The sequence below is a fragment of the Vibrio sp. SCSIO 43136 genome (genome assembly GCF_023716565.1).
Lineage (GTDB): Bacteria > Pseudomonadota > Gammaproteobacteria > Enterobacterales > Vibrionaceae > Vibrio.
The window spans coordinates 2,745,820-2,764,342 of the sequence record NZ_CP071848.1; the positions used below are offsets into that span (position 1 = coordinate 2,745,820).

Below are 18,523 nucleotides of genomic sequence, written 5' to 3' on the forward strand. Positions count from 1 at the left end.
AGGGTATCCACAAATATTAGGTGGGTACTATAACAAAAATGCCGCATTAGAATGCGGCATTTTTATCAATTTTAGATTGGTTAATTGTTAGTCACGAACGTAGATAACGTGGCCGTCATCTTCTTCGTCATCCCAATCATCCCAGTCGTCATCTTCGGTAATAACATCTTTACCAGCGATTGCGTCTTTGTGGTAATCGTCCCACATAAACTCAACTTTCTCTTCTTCGCTCTGCTCTTCCACTTCTCGTGGTAGATTTTCCATAAAGTCTGCCAACTTGAAGCACAACTCTTTAGTACCGTTACGGTTGATTGCAGAAATTTCAAAGTAGTCACCTTCCCAGCCAAGCGCATCCAAGATCTCTTGAATCTTAGCTTTCGCTTCCTCTTCAGGCATTAGATCAACTTTGTTGAAGACTAACCAGCGTGGTTTGTCAGCCAGTTTCTCGCTGTACTGCTCTAGCTCATCAATGATCGTTAATGCGTTCTGGATAGGATCAGATTGATCCACTGGCATGATATCAATCATGTGTAGCAGAACACGACAACGCTCAAGGTGCTTCAAGAATCGAATACCAAGGCCAGCACCATCTGCTGCACCTTCGATAAGACCTGGAATATCTGCAACTACAAAGCTCTTCTCAGGAACAACACTGACAACACCAAGGCTTGGGATCAAAGTCGTGAACGGATAATCCGCCACTTTTGGCTTGGCTGCTGATACCGCACGGATAAAGGTTGATTTACCCGCATTTGGCAGACCCAGCATACCGACATCAGCAAGTAGCAGCAGTTCTAGTCGGATCTCACGAACTTCGCCTTTAGTACCCATGGTCTTCTGACGAGGCGCACGGTTGACCGACGATTTAAAACGGGTGTTACCTAGGCCATGCCAACCACCCTTTGCAACCATCACTTTCTTGCCGTGCTCGGCAACTTCTGCAACGATTTCATTGGTATGGATGTCCACCGCACGCGTACCTACTGGCACACGCATCACTTTGTCTTTACCACGTTTACCAGTACAGTTACCACCACGGCCATTCTCACCGCGCTCTGCTTCATAGAAGCGCTGGAAACGGTAATCAATTAGGGTGTTAAGGTTTTCGTCGGCTTGAATATATACATCACCACCGTCACCACCATCACCACCATCAGGGCCACCTTTAGCGACAAACTTCTCACGCCAAAAGCTAACAACGCCGTTACCGCCGTCGCCTGCCTGGACTTTTACTACCGCTTCATCAACGAATTTCATTTCTAACTCCGCTTGTATTGCGTGCGAAACCACTTTTATAAAGTGATTTCAATTCTAGCAGATCTGAATACGGATCGATCACCTAAGATCCATCGAACTGCACTCAGGAATAAAAGCTATCAGGCCTGACAATCATTCTACTGTCGAGAACAAAGCAAGCTTTATAACTTTTGTCCCTGCATAAATAAAAAACCCTGCCGAATCGGCAGGGCTTTTGAATTCAGCGTGGAAGCTAAGATTACTCAGCGTCGATGCTTACGAACTTACGGTTCTTAGGACCTTTAACTTCGAACTTCACTTTACCGTCAGATAGAGCGAATAGAGTGTGGTCTTTACCGATACCAACGTTGTTACCAGCGTGGAACTTAGTACCACGTTGACGAACGATGATGTTACCTGCTAGTACAGATTCACCGCCAAAGCGCTTTACACCAAGACGTTTACTTTCTGAATCGCGGCCGTTACGAGTAGAACCACCAGCTTTTTTGTGTGCCATTGTTAAGCTCTCCTAATAAGATTAAGCGTTGATACCAGTGATTTTCACTTCCGTGAACCACTGACGGTGACCTTGTTGCTTACGAGAGTGCTTACGACGACGGAACTTAACGATTTTAACTTTATCGCCACGACCGTGCTTAACCACTTCAGCAGTTACCTTGCCGCCCTCTACTAGAGGAGCACCAACAGCGATTTCTTCGCCGTTAGCTACAAGAAGAACTTTGTCGAATTCAACAGTTGCGCCTGTTTCAACGTCTAATTTTTCTAAACGAAGAGTTTGACCTTCGCTTACACGGTGTTGTTTACCACCAGATTGGAAAACAGCGTACATATTTTACTCCGCTTTTTCCGCACAGCCTCAGCTCATTGTGTGAGCGTTTTGGGTGTGCGCTAAACTAATCATCAATAGGGCGCAGATTCTACAGAAGAGATGTCCCCATGACAAGCCATAATTTAAAAAAAATGGCGAAAAGCTAATCGCCAATGAAAAGTGCGCTAATCATGCCTTTGAAAGATGTAATTCGCAACGAATTTTAGTGTAATATTGCGCAATTACTAAAATCATAAGCCTTGCAGGTTCTAACCTCAGCCGGAAGTATTAATGGATTTTAAAGCTATCCAAGCGCTCACTGCCGATGACATGGCAAAAGTGAACGAAACAATTCTCGCGCAGTTAAACTCTGACGTAAGTTTAATCAACCAATTAGGATTCTATATCGTGAGTGGAGGCGGCAAAAGATTACGCCCTCTACTGGCGGTTCTTTCTGCCCGTGCTCTGGGTTATCAAGGTGAAGCTCATACCACCGCCGCTGCATTTATTGAGTTCATCCATACTGCAACTTTACTGCATGATGACGTTGTCGATGAATCAGACATGCGCCGCGGTAAAGCGACCGCCAATGCTGCATTTGGTAATGCCGCCAGCGTATTGGTTGGTGACTTTATCTACACTCGCTCATTTCAGATGATGACCAGCTTAGGATCTTTGAAGATCCTTGGACTAATGAGCGATGCGGTAAACGTAATAGCAGAAGGTGAAGTTCAGCAGTTGATGAATTGCAATGACCCTGACACCACCGAAGAAAGCTATATGCAGGTCATTTACTCCAAAACGGCTCGCCTATTTGAAGCAGCAACACAGATTGGTGCTATCTTGACCGACTCTAGCCCTGAGGTGGAGTTGGCGCTGCAAAACTACGGTAAATACCTTGGCACTGCATTCCAGTTGATTGACGATGTGATGGATTACACCGCCGATGGCAAAGAGATGGGTAAAAACGTTGGTGACGATCTTGCCGAAGGTAAACCAACCTTGCCTCTACTTTATGCGATGAAGCACGGCAGTGAAGATCAAACTGCGATGATCCGTGAAGCGATTGAAAAATCCAACGGTATGGAGCGTCTTGAAGAGATCCTAGCCGCAATGGATCAAACTGGCGCTCTTGAGTACACCACTCGCCTCGCCCATCAAGAAGCCGACAAAGCCATCGCTGAGCTGTCCATTTTGCCAGAGTCTGACTACAAGCAAGCACTAATAGCACTGGCTAAATTGGCCGTCGAGCGTCAAAAGTAGCGGATGTTATAAAACATGATCTAGCAAGCTCCCTGATTTATGTGAACTTGCTAGACTCATGAAATGAATAGCAAAACCAGTCACTCTGTAAAGCGCAGAGTGCTCTTTACCCTTATCCCTACCATCTTAATGGCTTCGATACTTGTCGGGCTATTTCTCTATTGGGGTACCAGCCATCTTATCAGTAACCATATCAAACAGTCCGAACTCCCTTACCGGGTACTTCAAGTTCGCAATGCGCTAGATAGAGATGTGCTATTTGCCAAAGGCCTTACGACCGCTCTTGCGCTCGATACCTTTCTCGAAGAGTGGCTAGAGAATGGTGCACCTATTGAGCAAGAGCCCATCTTGACCAATTACTTGAAGCGACTAGCAGATCACTACGACATTCCCATCGTCGCATTCGCCGATAGAGAGACCAAAAAATATTGGAACCAAGATGGATTCCTGCGTGTGCTTCAAGATGATGAAAGAGATGGCTGGTTTTACCGTTTGGTGGAAAGTGATCAAGAAGAGAGTTCTAGCATCTATATAGAAGAAGACGGAACTGTGCATGTTTTTGTTAATCATCAAAACATCGATGGCCGCACCCTTGGAGGAGTTGGCTTTGCCTTTGAAGACGTCATCGAATATCTCGCCGAGTTCCAGTTCAAAGAGTCTGGCTTTGTCTTTATTACCGATGTTAATGGTGACGTCAAAGTTCATCCTAAGGTCGCCGTCAACTCAGGTACAACGATTTCAGACTTACATCAGGGTATAGACACCAGTTCACTGTTTGTGAAGCAAGACTTTAGCTATGTCGAGGTGGGAGAGATGATCGTGGCGGCAGCGTATGTCCCAAGCCTCGAATGGTATGTCATCGCTCAAGTCCCCAAGCAAGAGCTTTTCTCAGTAATAGTTTCATCACGTAATCAAGTCCTGTTAGTCGTTGCTTGCCTGAGTTTACTGTTTGTTTTACTTAGCTTGTGGTTATCTCGCCGTCTCTCTAGCCCAATCGACAAGTTGGCCTATCACGATCCACTTACTCACTGTTATAACCGTCATGCGCTTAAAGCTGAGCTTTCAGATCCGCAACATCTTGCCCTAAAACAGACCCAAGGATTTAGCGTGATCTTAATTGATCTTGACCACTTCAAATCGATCAACGACCAATATGGTCATGATATCGGTGATGAGGTGCTGAAGTGGTTTGCAGGCAGCCTGAATGAGAGTATTCGTACCTCAGACAGTCTATTTAGATATGGTGGGGAAGAGTTTTTAATTTTGTGTAATGGTACCAAAGAGCAAGGGGCTAAGATCCTCAGTGAAAAGCTGCATAAATCCCTAGCCAAGCTAACACCTCCTCACGGTCATGCGGTGACGTTTAGTGCAGGTATAGCTCAACTCGATAAAAATGAGTCCAGTGAGAATTGGATAGCTCGGGCAGACAAATCACTCTATCACGCCAAACAAAATGGACGCAATCAAAGCAAAGTAGCAAGTGAGCTTCTTGAAACGTAAAAAGGGCTGGTCAATGCCAGCCCTTGATTCTATTTAAGCAAAGATACTCAGAGCTTACTTGGCAAACTCTTCACCTTTAACGATGTCGCCATTCAGTGTTTCAAGCATGCCATCAAGCGCTGCTTTTTCGTAATCACTTAGCTCACCGTAACTCAAGATAGCTTCCGCACCTTCTTTACCTAGTTTCACAGGTTGTGCAAAGAAACGAGCATGTTCGCCTTCACCTTCAACGTATGCACACTCAATCACATTCTCTTCGCCATTCAGAGCTTTCACCAAAGCTAGACCAAAGCGACAAGCCGCTTGGCCCATTGATAGTGTTGCGCTACCGCCACCTGCTTTCGCTTCTACGACTTCAGTACCAGCATTCTGGATACGGTGAGTCAGAGCGTCGATCTCTTCATCGGTGAACTCAACACCTTCTACTTGAGAAAGTAGCGGAAGAATTGTCACCCCTGAGTGGCCACCGATAACAGGAACACGGATGTCGCCTGGATCTTTGTCTTTTAGCTCTGCAACAAATGTCTCGGAACGAATAACATCCAGCGTGGTAACACCAAATAGACGGCGTTTATCGTAAACACCCGCTTTTTTCAGAACTTCTGCAGCAATTGGCACTGTTGTGTTCACTGGGTTTGTAATGATACCTACCAACGCTTTAGGACAAACCACAGCAATTTTTTCTGCCAGTGACTTAACGATGCCTGCATTGACATTAAACAGGTCCGCACGGTCCATGCCAGGCTTACGGGCAACACCTGCAGAGATAAGAACAACGTCAGCGCCTTCAAGAGCTGGTGTTGGGTCTTCACCAGCGAAGCCTTCAATGCTTACTGGTGTCGGGATGTGGCTTAGATCTTTCGCAACGCCCGGGGTTACCGGAGCGATATCATACAAAGCAAGGTCAGACCCTGCTGGGAGACGGTTTTTCAGAAGTAGAGCTAATGCTTGTCCAATGCCACCAGCGGCACCAATAACGGCAACTTTCATTGTTGTTCTCCTTGGGAATATTCAGGCTTTAATTTCACGTATAGAGTGATGTTATTGTTATATAAAAACCTATAGTAACTAACATCTTATTACAATTGATTAACGTCAGCTTTGCGACCTTGCGCAACTCATATAGTCCGTGCCACATGCAATTGGCTGATAATGCTCATAAAACCATGAAAAGACAAGGGGTTAGGCAGATCACAAATTTACAAATAGCTGCGCTGAGCGACAGTTTTTGATTTCACTGTTTTGAGCAAGGTGGGTTTTTATGCAAAAATAGTGCGAATTTTTGGTTAGCGGCACAGAGTCCCTATGCGAAACAACGATAAACAAGATAATTTGGTTCGAGCGTTTAAATCTTTACTAAAAGAAGAGCGATTCGGTTCTCAAGGCGAAATCGTCGATGCATTGAAACTGGAAGGTTTCGATAACATTAACCAGTCAAAAGTATCCCGTATGCTCACCAAGTTTGGTGCAGTTCGTACGCGTAACGCCAAGATGGAAATGGTGTACTGCTTGCCAGCAGAACTCGGGGTTCCAACCGCATCGAGCTCTCTACGCGAACTGGTGCTGGATGTTGACTACAATGATGCCTTGGTCGTGATTCATACTGGCCCTGGTGCGGCGCAACTGATCGCAAGATTGCTCGATTCACTCGGAAAATCTGAAGGTATTCTAGGCGTGGTTGCAGGTGATGACACGATTTTCATCACTCCAACAATGCAAGTTACTACTAAGGCTTTGTTTGAGTCAGTCTGTGAATTGTTTGAATACAATGGGTAAATGGTAAATTTACTTTCATATTGGTCACGAATATAAATGCATTATTCGTGACCATACTCACATTTAGGGCAAATTTCATATCCGGCCCACCCACAACCAAAAGTCATAAAAATTAATCACTTACCCTCATAACTTCCCAAAATCACTTACTTTACCCGATAGAATATTGCACCAAATTAGTTAACAGGCTTGTAATTTTCCACCCATTTTTTGCTATTATTCAGCCACTTTTTTACATAATCAGTAAATAAAGTTGCCGTTTCCACGCAGGAAACCCCATTAGCCTCTAAAATAGAGCTAACGGGCGGATAATGAAAATAAGGAAGGGAAATTCATGGCATTTAAAAACCTTGTTAAAATCACAGCTATCGCAGCAGCCGTTATGGGCGCAGGCAGCGTGCAGGCTCAAGAGTTCGTAACTATTGGTACAGGCTCTGTAACTGGCGTTTACTACCCAACGGGTGGTGCGATCTGTAAGTTGGTCAACAAAGGTCGCAAAGAACACAACATTCGCTGTTCGGTAGAGTCTACAGGTGGTTCGATTTACAACGTAAACACCATCCGTGCAGGTGAACTAGACTTCGGTATCGTTCAGTCTGACTGGCAGTACCATGGTTACAACGGTACTAGCAAATTCTCTGAGCAGGGTCCTTACAAGAAACTGCGTGCAATGTTCTCTCTACACACCGAACCATTCAACGTGATTGCTCGTGCAGATGCAGGCATCAACGGTGTTGAAGATCTGAAAGGTAAGCGTGTAAACATTGGTAACCCAGGTTCTGGTGACCGTGCAACCATGGGTGTTGTTATGGACGCACTGGGCTGGAAAGTAGAAGACTTCAAGCTAGCCTCTGAGCTTAAAGGCTCTGAGCGTTCACAAGCACTTTGTGACAACAAGATCGACGCATTTGTATACGTTGTGGGCCATCCAAATGGATCAATCAAAGAAGCAACCACTTCTTGTGATGCGAAACTGGTTCCTGTAACGGGGCCTCAAATTGATGAAATCGTTTCTGGTAACCCTTACTACGCATACAGTGACCTACCAGCAGGCACTTACCGCGGTACTGATGCCAACGTGAAGAGCTTTGGTGTAGCGGCAACTATGGTAACAACGACTGACATTTCTGATGAAGTCGCTTACAACGTTGCTAAAGCTGTGTTTGAAAACTTCAATACTTTCAAACGTCTGCACCCAGCATTCGCTAACCTGAAGAAAGAAGATATGGTTCAAGCTGGCCTATCTATCCCACTTCACCCAGGGGCTGCGAAATACTACAAAGAAGTTGGCCTACTTAAGTAATAAGTAGTAGCGACACCTTTCTAAAAATCAGTAGGGGCAACAGCCCCTACTGATATTCCTAAATATAAATAAATACTTACGCACCTCCATAGAGGAGTTGTGGACTGAGCCTTTGCGATCAATGTTGAGATCCAAATTGATCTGTCTAAAGAGTGCTCATTTTTCAAGCTACACTGTTGTGATAGCTGCTTGATTGGAAGTCCCAATCGATAAACTCGTTGTAAAAAAGGATGATGTATATGACGCAAGCATCGACACCGTCGCAAGACGTGCAGGACATGGTTGCCCAAGCCGACACTGGTGCTCGAAACCCACAGGGCCTACCCGGGAGAGTGCTATGGTTTGTGCCACTTTGCTGGTCTCTGTTTCAGCTTTGGTATGCTTCACCACTGCCGTTTATCTTTAACTTCGGTGTATTAAACGACACTGAGGCGCGTTCTATCCACTTGATGTTCGCAATCTTTCTCGCATTTACTGCCTACCCCGCTTTAAAAGGTTCACCTCGTGATCGTGTGCCTCTCATCGATTGGGTTTTAGCAGGCCTTGGTAGCTTCTCTGCGGCGTATATCTATATTTTTTATACCCAACTTGCCGACCGCTCTGGCGCACCAACCAGCTTTGATATCGTGGCTGCAGTATGCGGTATGGTATTGCTACTAGAAGCTACCCGTCGTGCTCTGGGTCCACCGCTAATGGTGGTTGCTGCTGTCTTCTTGTTGTACACCTTTGGCGGTCCTTACATGCCAGATGTCATTGCCCACAAAGGTGCAAGCCTTAACAAAGCGATGTCTCACTTATGGCTGACCACTGAAGGGGTATTTGGTGTTGCACTTGGGGTGTCGACCTCATTTGTCTTCTTGTTCGTTCTGTTTGGTGCCATGCTTGAACGTGCGGGCGCAGGTGCTTACTTTATTCGTGTTGCTTTCTCGCTGCTTGGTCATATGAAAGGTGGCCCTGCAAAAGCAGCCGTTGTGGCATCTGGTCTATCTGGACTGGTTTCTGGCTCATCGATTGCCAACGTAGTAACTACGGGTACCTTTACCATTCCTCTGATGAAGCGTGTTGGCTTCCCGGGCACCAAAGCAGGTGCGGTTGAGGTTGCGGCATCCACCAATGGTCAGCTCACTCCACCAATCATGGGGGCTGCGGCTTTCTTGATGGTAGAGTATGTCGGTATTTCTTACGTCGAAGTAATCAAAGCTGCGCTACTGCCAGCGCTGATTTCGTACATCGCTCTGCTATACATAGTGCACCTAGAAGCCTGTAAAGCGGGCATGACCGGCCTGCCACGTCGTCACAACCCTACTCTGGTTCAAAGCTTGCTGTCATTTACAGGCACCATTTTAGGCCTGTGTGTGATTAGTGCGGTGGTCTACTACGGTATCGGCTGGACCAAAGACGTATTTGGTGCAGCAGCAACACCAATTGTGACTGTGGCTCTGTTACTTACTTATATTGGCCTTATCTCTATCTCAGCTCGCCACTACAGTGAGCAGAACTTAGAGGTTGAGCTGGACGAAGTTCCAGATCCTGGACCAACCATTAAATCTGGCCTGCATTTCCTACTACCGATCGTAGTACTGGTTTGGTGTTTGACCGTAGAGCGTTTCTCTCCGGGTCTATCCGCATTCTGGGCAACCGTGTTTATGATCTTCATTTTGATCACACAGCGCCCTTTGATGTCGATTTTCCGCAAGCAAAATGATGTTGCCACGCAAGTGAAAGCTGGCTTTATCGACCTGAGTGAAGCTCTGGTTGGTGGTGCGCGCAACATGATCGGCATCGGTGTGGCAACCGCCGCTGCAGGTACCGTGGTCGGTGTCGTGACGCTGACAGGCATCGGTTTGGTGATGACTGACTTTGTCGAGTTCATCTCTGGTGGCAGCGTGATCCTAATGTTGCTCTTTACCGCAGTGATCAGCCTGATTTTGGGTATGGGCTTGCCAACCACCGCCAACTACATCGTGGTTTCAACTCTAATGGCACCGGTTATCGTGACCTTAGGGGCGGCACATGGCCTTATTATCCCACTGATTGCCGTGCACTTATTCGTGTTCTATTTTGGCATCTTGGCTGACGATACCCCTCCAGTCGGTCTGGCGGCATTTGCCGCAGCGGCAATTGCAAAATCGGACCCGATTCGTACTGGTATTCAAGGCTTTACCTACGATATCCGTACCGCAATATTGCCATTCATGTTCATTTTCAATACTCAACTATTGATGATGGGCATCGACACTTGGTGGCACTTAGCACTCACCGTGATCTCATCGATCATTGCCATGTTGCTGTTCTCAGCAGCTACCCAAGGCTGGTGGTTTACACGCAATAAATGGTGGGAAACGGTGCTACTGCTAGTGCTTACCTTCAGTTTCTTCCGTCCTGGGTTCTGGTGGGACATGCTGTACCCAGCGAAAGATTACTACTCGGGTCTGGAGATCGTTGAAATCGCAGAGAACCTTCCGAATGGTCATCAACTTGAACTTCGTGTCGGTGGTGAAAACTTAGAAGGTGAGTACCAAGAGAAAACCGTGCGCCTACCATTTGAAGAGCGAGCCATTACTGGTGAGGAACGTGTTAAGTCCATGGGTCTAATGCTCAATATGGTGGAAAGCGAGATGGTGGTCGATATGGTTGAATTTGGTAGCCCAGCAGAAGCTGCAGGTATCGACTTTGATTGGAAGATCCAAGCTGTGGTACTCGATGCAGACCGTCCGATGAAAGAGTGGGTTTTCCTACCTGCCTTCTTAATCGTACTTTTAATGGCTGCAAATCAAAAACGTCGAGCTAGAGCTGAGACGATCACAGCGTAATCCGCTAACCTCAAGGTGTGCAATTTTTTGCACACCTTGTTAGTTTTGAGAGTGTCGATATGTATAAAAATATTTTGGTCCCAGTGGATCTCAACGAAAAAGGCTTTGCTGATAAAGCGGTAGAGATGGCCGTATGGCAAGCCAAGCAGTCTGGCGCAAAGCTGCACTTACTCAATGTATTACCGGGTATCCATATGTCGATGGTAGCGACCTATTTCCCACGTGATGCTGCGCAGAAAATGAAGCAAGATGTGGTAGATCAATTAGAGCAGTTTCGTGTTAGTCACGTTCCTGCTGACGTGAAAACACAGTGTTATGTTGCTGAAGGCAAACCTTATGCCACGATTCTAGATTACGGACAAAAGCTCTCCGCAGACCTAATTGTGATGCCAAGCCACAAACGCTCAAAAATCGATAAAGTGATGCTAGGTTCAGTGGCCGAGAAAGTGGTCAATAACTCCCGTATCAACGTCATGGTGGTGAAGCCATAAATCCAATACAAAAACGCAGCGTCAAACGCTGCGTTTTGTTATCCATTAGCCCCTAGACAAGATTTTGCGATCGACCTTGCTCAAAGCAATTAATGTTCTCAATTAAGATCTGGCATAGCGAGCTAATTGCGCTGTCGGAGCCCCAAGCAACATGCGGTGTAAGCAGAAGATTAGGCAACTGACTGTTTGCCACCAATACATTGTTTGAAGGTGCAGGCTCTTGGGTAAATACATCCACCCCAGCCCCAGCGATTGACTGACCCTTTAATGCTTCAACCAGCGCTACTTCATCAACTAAGCCACCTCGACCTGTATTGATCAGCACGGCACTGCTTTTCATTGCCGCCAACTCGGAATGACTTATCAGGTGCTCAGTTTCGTCACTAAGCGGGCAGTGCAGTGTTAATACGTCCGCTTTTTGCAGCACCTCGTCAAATAGGCAGTAGCCTTCACGAGCTTTCACTGTACCTTTTCTCTCAGCGAAAAGAACCTGCATGCCCAGCGCTTTACCCAGTGCAGCGACCGCTTGGCCTAACGCACCTGAACCAATAATGCCTAGTGTAGAACCGGCAATATCGCCAATGCCATGAGTAAAGAAGCAAAACTGATTTTGCTGCTGCCACACCCCATTTTCTATGTCTTGTTGGTAGCCTTTAAGATTGCGCTTAAGTGCAAACATCATCGCTAAGACGTGCTCTGGTACCGATTGAGTGGCATAGCCTTGAACATTAGAAACGGCAATCCCAAACTCTCGACATGCTTCAAGATCCACATTGTTCGTTCCCGTCGCTGCGACGGCGATGAACTGTAACTGCTTGGCCAAAGCGAGATTACTAGCATCTAAGCGCACTTTGTTGCTCACAACGATATCTGCATCAGCAATTCGCTCGACGACGAGCTCTGCAGGCGTAGACGCATACTCAACCCACTGATGCTCAAAGCTGGGGGATGGGATCTCAATATGAGCGGGGATCGTCTCGCGATCCAAAAACACTATCTTCATGGCAATTCAACAAGGTGGTAATGACTTATAGTCCGGTAGTGTTGGCTGTGGAGAGTAAACTTGCAAGGCGACAGGTGCGGCTTGTTGATAGAAGTCACAAGCCACAAACTGATCTTCTAATTGCTCGGTGCTAGGGTGATAAAAGGTAAGCTCTGCCGCATGAAGCTGAAGACGAGGTGATAGTGCTTTCGCTTCAGAATGCGCATAAAAACCATCCCCAATGATAGGGTGCCCTATCGCTAACATGTGCACTCGCAATTGATGGGAACGCCCAGTGATCGGTAACAAGCGCACAAGCGTGGTGTTCGCTTCACGTTCTATCACCTCATAACGGGTTTGCGCCGTCTTACCATGTTCATAGCACACCTTCTGCAATGGACGATTTGGCCAATCACAAATCAGTGGTAAGTCAATCTCGCCACTGTCTTGTTCCACTCGCCCCCAAACCCGTGCGTAATACACTTTGTGGGTTAAGCGGTATTGAAACTGCTTTTTTAGTGAACGCTCGGCCTGCTTAGTTTTAGCAATTAACATCAGGCCAGATGTAGACATATCCAAACGATGCACTACCTCAGCCTCTGGATATTCCGCTTTGACTCGGCTCCATACGCTGTCGTGATGTTCTGGTGCTCGCCCCGGCACAGAAAGCAGACCTGAAGGTTTATTAATGACCATGATCGCATCGTCTTGATAACTGATATCAAGCCATGGGTCAGTCGGTGGGTGATACTGCAAAACAGACATGAAGCTTCTCTTAGCTAGCGATGAAAACAAAGGGACGGCAATGCCGTCCCTTATCATTTTAAATCAACAAATTAGTTGTGGCTCACCACAATCAAACGCAATGAATCGAGCTGGATTTGTGCTTGGTTAATATAACCCGTTAGCTCACTAATTTGCTCTTCAATCGCTTGCAACTCTTGGTCACGGATATTCGGATTCACCGCTTTCAACGCCTGAAGACGTTCAAGCTCGCCATTGAGGCTGCTGTTCATCTCCTGCATTGCTTGAGCACGGGCCTTTTCTAGGTGTGCTTCAATATGCTTATCGCCTGATACGATCAAGTCGTGAATTTGCGCTTGTACCGAGTTCACCAACTTACTTGCCATATGGCGGTTCACAGGGCTGAGCTGACGATTGAAGCTATCAAACTCTACTTGTGAAGAGAGATCATTACCTTTGCCATCCAGCATCATACGAATAGGTGTCTTAGGTAAGAAGCGCGACAGACCGCTGCGTTTTGGCGCTTGTGCATCTACAAGGTACACCAACTCAAGCAGCATAGTACCCACTGGCAGTGCTTTATTCTTCAATAGAGAAACGGCACAAGTACCCACACCTTCCGATAGCAGCAAGTCGATGCCGCCTTGGATCATCGGGTGTTCCCAGCTCATAAAGTGCATATCTTCACGAGATAGTGCGGTCTCACGGTCAAAAGTAATGGTTGCACCTTCATATGGCAGGCCAGGGTAGCTTGGCACCATCATGTGCTCAGATGGCGTCACGACTAGCGCATTCTCACCTTTATCATCTTGATTAAGACCGATGGTGTCAAACAGACTTAAGGCAAAAGTCACTAGGTTGGTATCACCATCAGTTGATGCAATCTTTTCCACGATCTGATGCGCTTTATCACCACCGTTAGAATGCATCTCAAGCAAGCGGTCACGTCCCTGCTCCATCTTAGCTTTGAGCTCAGCGTTCATTGCGATTGATGAATCAATCACTTCTTGCAGGTTGTCCGTTTCACCAGAAGCAAGCATCTCTACCAATGCGTCAATATGATCATCGTACACCGCACGACCTGTTGGGCAGGTTTCACGGAACGCATTAAGACCTTCATCAAACCAACGAGCAAGGATCGCTTGCGAAGTGTTCTCTAGGTATGGCACGTAAACATCGATATCACGTTCCTGACCGATACGATCAAGACGACCAATACGCTGCTCGAGCAAATCTGGGTTAAATGGTAGGTCAAACATCACTAGCTGATTTGCAAACTGGAAGTTACGACCTTCAGAACCGATCTCAGAACAGATCAGTACCTGAGCACCGCCCTCTTCTTGAGCAAAATAAGCAGATGCCTTATCACGTTCAAGGATCGACATGCCTTCATGGAAAACTGTCGCACGAATACCTTCACGCTCACGTAGTGCTTGTTCTAGCTGAAGTGCAGTGTTGGCACGAGAGGCAATCACTAGAACTTTCTCGCTGCGTTTCTCTTTAAGCTTTTCAAGCAGCCAGTTCACACGAGAGTCAAACTGCCACCAGCTAGCACTATCGCCTTCAAACTCTTGGAAGATCTCTTCAGGGTAGAGCATTTTCATGGCGCGAGCTTCAGCGCTCATCTTACCGCCGAGCATACCAGCCACACGCATTGCTGTGGTGTATTGGCTTGGGATCTCCATTGGCATCAAATGAACATTACGTTCTGGGAAGCCTTTGATTGCGGCACGTGTATTACGGAACAACACACGGCCTGTGCCGTGGCGATCCATCAAATTATCAATCAGTTCTTGGCGTGCTGCGGCTTTTTGCTCTTCTTCTACATCGCCTTCGATAATGCGAAATAATGGCTCAACATCTTGCTCAGCCAATAGCTCAGTGATCTGGTTTTTGGCATCAACTGACAAGGTTTCACCAGCAAACAAGGTGGTCACGGCGTCAGCGACTGGAGCGTATTGCTGTTCTTCTTTTACAAACGCTTCGTAATCGTAGAAACGGTCTGGGTCCAGCAGGCGCAGGCGAGCGAAGTGACTCTCGTGGCCCAATTGCTCTGGGGTAGCCGTCAACAGCAACACACCCGGGGTGTTTTCCGCCAAGCCTTCGACCACTTGGTATTGGCGACTTGGTTTTTCTTGACTCCATTCAAGATGGTGCGCTTCATCCACAACCAGAAGATCCCATTCACCTTCCAGCGCCTGTTCAAAGCGTTTACGGCTCTTGCGCAGAAAATCTAGCGAACACAATACATATTGCTGGGTATCAAATGGGTTGTCAGATTCTGCAAATGCTTCAACACAACGCTCTTCATCAAAAATAGAGAAGTGCAGGTTGAAACGACGCATCATTTCTACCAGCCACTGATGTTGCAGAGTTTCAGGCACCAAAATCAAAATACGTTCAGCACGGCCTGACAGCACTTGCTGGTGGATGATCATGCCTGCTTCGATGGTTTTACCTAGACCAACCTCATCCGCTAGCAACACACGTGGCGCATGACGGCGACCCACTTCATGAGCGATATAAAGCTGGTGCGGAATAAGGCCTGCACGCATACCACAAAGGCCACGCATTGGGCTCTTATGCTGCTGATACTGGTTTTGCAAAGCTCGGTAGCGCAGCACGAAGTTATCCATACGATCGATTTGACCTGCATAGAGCTTATCCTGAGGCTTGTTAAAGCGAATCTGATTAGAAAGGAAAATCTCACGCAGTTGGGTGGCTTCTTGGGTATCTTGACGCACACCGTCGTAAGTAAACAGGCCATCTGCTTCAATCACCTCTGTGACCTTTAGTGACCAACCTTCTTGCGCATCAATCACATCACCGACATTAAAGATCACGCGAGTGACAGGAGCATCAGACCGTGCATAAACTCGATTCTCTTCTGATGCAGCGAACATTAGCGTCACGGTACGAGCGTCTAACGCGACTACTGTACCCAAACCTAAGTCGCTCTCTGTATCACTAATCCAGCGTTGACCAATAGCAAATGTCATGTGATTGAGTTCCTCGTAAAGCAAAGTAAACACGGCGCAGAATTAATTATATGAGATATCAAAAAAAGGGCACTCTGCTGCCGCAAAAAAGGGGCGCTAATCTTACTTGATGACGTGATTTAGGTCACGCCCAAAGCCAGCAAAATGACGCTTTTTTTTACCCAACTCCCAATTGCCATAAAAGTGTAAACATGATGTGAAAAAACTAGATTGAAGAGCGTAGAAATTTCTTATACTTACCCTAAGTCCTCTGTCGATCGGCATAGAGATTGCAGGGACTTGGTATCTAAACGGGTTTGCTGTATGTCGCTGTTTAGTGAGCCGTCAGGTCATCTTGCCTAAACTCGACCTCTGCTAGCGAACGTTGCTTGGCTAAGCATCCACGCACTGTGGAAAAGGAGACGCTTATGGGCGATACCGACCGAAAACTGTTTGTACTTGATACAAACATTCTGCTGCACGAACCTTTCGCAATTTACTCCTTCCAGGAACACGATGTGGTCATCCCGATGACCGTGCTTGAAGAACTCGACCGAATCAAAGACAGCAAACGCGATGTGGCGCGCGATGCTCGTGTGGCGATTCGCGCTTTAGAAAATCTGTTTCACGACGCCACACCAGACCAAATCTCAGAAGGTATTCCTCTCAATAGAGATGGCAAGACTAGCGGGACTCTTTCGATTCTTGCCGATTTTGAACTGCAGGAAACCGTACGTGCGTTCGCCGACAAACAAGGTGATAACCGCATTCTCAACGGCGTCATTCACCTTCAAGCCAAACGCTCACCGCGAGATGTGGTACTGGTCACCAAAGACATCAACATGCGATTGCGAGCCAAGGGAGCTGGGGTGCGTTTTGTCGAAGATTACCGCACTGACCAACTGATTGATGATGTTCAATTTCTCACCAAAGGATTTCATCAATATCCGGGCAATTTCTGGGAAGGCATTGAGAAAGTCGAGAGCAAAACCATGGTGGGCAAAACCTACCACACCATTACACGAGACCACTTAGAGGCCACTTTCATCAACCAATATTTGATCGATGAAGAGAGCGACTTTGCCGCACGAGTTGAAGATCTTGATGGTGATAAAGCGGTGATCCGAGACGTCGGTTTTGAGCGCATGATGAACCGCCAAGCGTGGGATATCAGGCCTAAAAATGCGTATCAAGGCATGGCGATGGATGCCCTGCTCGACCCTGATATCGATCTGGTGATCCTCACTGGCGCTGCAGGTAGCGGCAAAACCATGCTCGCCATGGCCGCCGCCTTGGAGCAAACGATCGAACGCAGCATGTTTGATAAGATCATTGTCACCCGCAACACACCCGATATTGGTGAATCGATCGGCTTCTTACCGGGAACCGAAGAAGAGAAAATGTTGCCTTGGCTGGCAGCAGTGACCGACACCCTTGAAGCTTTGCATAAAAATGATCACTGCACTGAAGGGTCACTTAAATACATCTGCGATAAAGCCAATATTCAATTCAAATCGATCAACTTCATGCGTGGTCGCTCGATTCAAAACGCCTTTGTGTTATTAGATGAGTGCCAAAACTTAACCGCTTCTCAAATCAAAACCATCATCACCCGCTGTGGTGAAGGCACCAAGATCGTCTGTTCAGGGAACTTGGCACAGATTGATTCGCCTTACTTAACCCCTGTGACTTCGGGACTGACGTATATGGTCGAGCGATTCAAAAACTTCGAAGGTAGTGCAAACGTGCACCTTAATGGGGTGGTTAGAAGTCGATTGGCGGAGTTTGCTGAGGAGAATTTGTAGAATATCGGTAAGCGGTAAGCGGTAAACGGCCGCTTTGCTAACGGAAGCAAAGCTAACCAATAAGCGGGAGAGTAGTCACTCTCCCGCTTTTACGAAAGCGGCTAAGTTTGGGTTGGTGTGGTTTGATCTCAGCGCTTCGATCTCCCCTACCTCCTCCACTTGCCCGTCTTGCATATAGGCAAAGTGGCTGGCGATGGCTTGGGCGTCGCTTACATGGTGAGTCACCATAACTACCGTCAAATTTTGTTCTTTCGCAAGGTGCTTAACCAGATTGAGCATCTCCTCTCGGATTACCGGGTCAAGCGCTGAAAATGGTTCATCCAATAACAAGATATCAAATGGCTGCACTAAGCATCGTGCCAATGCCGCTCGCTGTTTTTGACCGCCTGAAACCTGCTCTGGCAGACGCTCTAGTAGAGCATCAATTCCGACTTGTTTGGCCGCCGTTTCCACCTGCAACCATTGCTTATCAGACAGATTAAGCCCCGGGTGAATACCCAAAGCAATATTCTCTTTGATACTCAGATGGGCAAACAGGTTATGCTCCTGAAACAACATAGCCACCGGACGTTGATGAGGCGCAAGGCCGTTAACTCGCTGGCCGTTGGCCGTTATCTCCCCTAACTCTGGTTCAATAAAGCCCGCCACCAATGCCAACAAGGTCGACTTCCCTGCCCCACTTGGTCCCATCAGTGCCAGCACATTGCCGGATTTAACCTGCAGATCAAAGTCGAAAGTTTCATTATGATAGCGGTATTTAACCTGATTTAGCGCCAATTTTGGCGTCGTCATGGAAGGTTTCA

The 18,523-nt window shown here is 47.0% G+C and carries 15 protein-coding genes; 7 read left to right on the forward strand and 8 right to left on the reverse strand.

The annotated features are described in order from the left end of the window. Positions 1-87: 87 nt before the first annotated feature. From cgtA to rplU, 3 genes are all read right to left on the reverse strand, one after another. The gene (gene cgtA / locus J4N39_RS12885; RefSeq protein ID WP_252020108.1) at positions 88-1,257 is read right to left on the reverse strand and encodes an Obg family GTPase CgtA; all 1,170 of its coding nucleotides are present in this window, start codon (positions 1,255-1,257) and stop codon (positions 88-90) included. 238 nt (positions 1,258-1,495) lie between these two features. Continuing rightward, complete coding sequence (rpmA, locus tag J4N39_RS12890; RefSeq protein WP_252020110.1) at positions 1,496-1,753, reverse strand: 50S ribosomal protein L27; 258 nt, start codon at positions 1,751-1,753, stop codon at positions 1,496-1,498. Between the two features lie 21 nt (positions 1,754-1,774). Further along, a complete protein-coding gene (gene rplU / locus J4N39_RS12895) occupies positions 1,775-2,086 on the reverse strand; it encodes a 50S ribosomal protein L21 (RefSeq protein WP_101113345.1) in 312 nt (103 codons plus the stop codon). 270 nt (positions 2,087-2,356) lie between these two features. On the opposite strand from rplU, the gene ispB reads away from it, so the two are divergent. Beyond that, positions 2,357-3,328, forward strand: coding sequence for an octaprenyl diphosphate synthase (gene ispB / locus J4N39_RS12900; protein ID WP_252020112.1), 972 nt, complete (start codon positions 2,357-2,359; stop codon positions 3,326-3,328). Positions 3,329-3,391: 63 nt separating this feature from the next. Further along, positions 3,392-4,828 (forward strand): diguanylate cyclase, encoded by a 1,437-nt coding sequence (locus J4N39_RS12905; RefSeq protein ID WP_252020114.1) that lies wholly within the window; start codon positions 3,392-3,394, stop codon positions 4,826-4,828. Positions 4,829-4,882: 54 nt separating this feature from the next. Here J4N39_RS12905 and mdh read toward each other — a convergent pair whose 3' ends face one another. Beyond that, on the reverse strand, positions 4,883-5,818 hold the full coding sequence (gene mdh, locus J4N39_RS12910) for a malate dehydrogenase (protein WP_252020116.1): 936 nt from the start codon (positions 5,816-5,818) through the stop codon (positions 4,883-4,885). Between the two features lie 315 nt (positions 5,819-6,133). On the opposite strand from mdh, the gene argR reads away from it, so the two are divergent. The 4 genes from argR (at position 6,134) to J4N39_RS12930 (ending at position 11,211) form a co-directional block, all read left to right on the forward strand. Beyond that, positions 6,134-6,604, forward strand: coding sequence for a transcriptional regulator ArgR (argR, locus tag J4N39_RS12915; protein ID WP_252020118.1), 471 nt, complete (start codon positions 6,134-6,136; stop codon positions 6,602-6,604). A gap of 334 nt (positions 6,605-6,938) precedes the next feature. Continuing rightward, on the forward strand, positions 6,939-7,907 hold the full coding sequence (locus J4N39_RS12920) for a TAXI family TRAP transporter solute-binding subunit (RefSeq protein ID WP_252020120.1): 969 nt from the start codon (positions 6,939-6,941) through the stop codon (positions 7,905-7,907). Positions 7,908-8,146: 239 nt separating this feature from the next. Continuing rightward, positions 8,147-10,720, forward strand: a complete 2,574-nt coding sequence (locus J4N39_RS12925) for a TRAP transporter permease (protein ID WP_252020122.1) — start codon at positions 8,147-8,149, stop codon at positions 10,718-10,720. Positions 10,721-10,779: 59 nt separating this feature from the next. Continuing rightward, positions 10,780-11,211, forward strand: a complete 432-nt coding sequence (locus J4N39_RS12930; protein ID WP_252020124.1) for a universal stress protein — start codon at positions 10,780-10,782, stop codon at positions 11,209-11,211. A 52-nt stretch (positions 11,212-11,263) separates the two neighbouring features. On the opposite strand, the gene J4N39_RS12935 is transcribed toward J4N39_RS12930, so the two are convergent. The 3 genes from J4N39_RS12935 to rapA all read right to left on the reverse strand — a co-directional run bounded on the left by J4N39_RS12935 (position 11,264) and on the right by rapA (position 15,936). Beyond that, the gene (locus J4N39_RS12935) at positions 11,264-12,214 is read right to left on the reverse strand and encodes a D-2-hydroxyacid dehydrogenase (RefSeq protein ID WP_252020126.1); all 951 of its coding nucleotides are present in this window, start codon (positions 12,212-12,214) and stop codon (positions 11,264-11,266) included. A gap of 6 nt (positions 12,215-12,220) precedes the next feature. After that, a complete protein-coding gene (rluA, locus tag J4N39_RS12940) occupies positions 12,221-12,958 on the reverse strand; it encodes a bifunctional tRNA pseudouridine(32) synthase/23S rRNA pseudouridine(746) synthase RluA (RefSeq protein ID WP_252020128.1) in 738 nt (245 codons plus the stop codon). A gap of 71 nt (positions 12,959-13,029) precedes the next feature. Continuing rightward, positions 13,030-15,936: an RNA polymerase-associated protein RapA gene (gene rapA / locus J4N39_RS12945; protein WP_252020130.1), complete on the reverse strand. Its 2,907-nt coding sequence runs from the start codon at positions 15,934-15,936 to the stop codon at positions 13,030-13,032. 407 nt (positions 15,937-16,343) lie between these two features. Between rapA and J4N39_RS12950 the strand changes: the two genes are divergently transcribed. Continuing rightward, positions 16,344-17,720 carry a PhoH family protein gene (locus tag J4N39_RS12950; protein ID WP_252020141.1) on the forward strand — a complete coding sequence of 459 codons (1,377 nt, stop codon included), beginning with the start codon at positions 16,344-16,346 and terminating at the stop codon, positions 17,718-17,720. A 75-nt stretch (positions 17,721-17,795) separates the two neighbouring features. Here J4N39_RS12950 and thiQ read toward each other — a convergent pair whose 3' ends face one another. Further along, complete coding sequence (thiQ, locus tag J4N39_RS12955) at positions 17,796-18,512, reverse strand: thiamine ABC transporter ATP-binding protein (protein ID WP_252023750.1); 717 nt, start codon at positions 18,510-18,512, stop codon at positions 17,796-17,798. Between the last annotated feature and the right edge of the window lie 11 nt (positions 18,513-18,523).

What these genes read in the sequence shown, in the direction of transcription:
- J4N39_RS12930 (WP_252020124.1), top strand. Translation starts at nt 10,780, where the DNA reads ATGTATAAAAATATTTTGGTCCCAGTGGATCTCAACGAAAAAGGCTTT.
- cgtA (WP_252020108.1), bottom strand. Translation starts at nt 1,257, where the DNA reads ATGAAATTCGTTGATGAAGCGGTAGTAAAAGTCCAGGCAGGCGACGGC.
- rapA (WP_252020130.1), bottom strand. Translation starts at nt 15,936, where the DNA reads ATGACATTTGCTATTGGTCAACGCTGGATTAGTGATACAGAGAGCGAC.
- J4N39_RS12905 (WP_252020114.1), top strand. Translation starts at nt 3,392, where the DNA reads ATGAATAGCAAAACCAGTCACTCTGTAAAGCGCAGAGTGCTCTTTACC.
- argR (WP_252020118.1), top strand. Translation starts at nt 6,134, where the DNA reads ATGCGAAACAACGATAAACAAGATAATTTGGTTCGAGCGTTTAAATCT.
- mdh (WP_252020116.1), bottom strand. Translation starts at nt 5,818, where the DNA reads ATGAAAGTTGCCGTTATTGGTGCCGCTGGTGGCATTGGACAAGCATTA.
- thiQ (WP_252023750.1), bottom strand. Translation starts at nt 18,512, where the DNA reads ATGACGACGCCAAAATTGGCGCTAAATCAGGTTAAATACCGCTATCAT.
- rplU (WP_101113345.1), bottom strand. Translation starts at nt 2,086, where the DNA reads ATGTACGCTGTTTTCCAATCTGGTGGTAAACAACACCGTGTAAGCGAA.
- ispB (WP_252020112.1), top strand. Translation starts at nt 2,357, where the DNA reads ATGGATTTTAAAGCTATCCAAGCGCTCACTGCCGATGACATGGCAAAA.
- rpmA (WP_252020110.1), bottom strand. Translation starts at nt 1,753, where the DNA reads ATGGCACACAAAAAAGCTGGTGGTTCTACTCGTAACGGCCGCGATTCA.
- J4N39_RS12935 (WP_252020126.1), bottom strand. Translation starts at nt 12,214, where the DNA reads ATGAAGATAGTGTTTTTGGATCGCGAGACGATCCCCGCTCATATTGAG.
- J4N39_RS12950 (WP_252020141.1), top strand. Translation starts at nt 16,344, where the DNA reads ATGGGCGATACCGACCGAAAACTGTTTGTACTTGATACAAACATTCTG.
- J4N39_RS12920 (WP_252020120.1), top strand. Translation starts at nt 6,939, where the DNA reads ATGGCATTTAAAAACCTTGTTAAAATCACAGCTATCGCAGCAGCCGTT.
- rluA (WP_252020128.1), bottom strand. Translation starts at nt 12,958, where the DNA reads ATGTCTGTTTTGCAGTATCACCCACCGACTGACCCATGGCTTGATATC.
- J4N39_RS12925 (WP_252020122.1), top strand. Translation starts at nt 8,147, where the DNA reads ATGACGCAAGCATCGACACCGTCGCAAGACGTGCAGGACATGGTTGCC.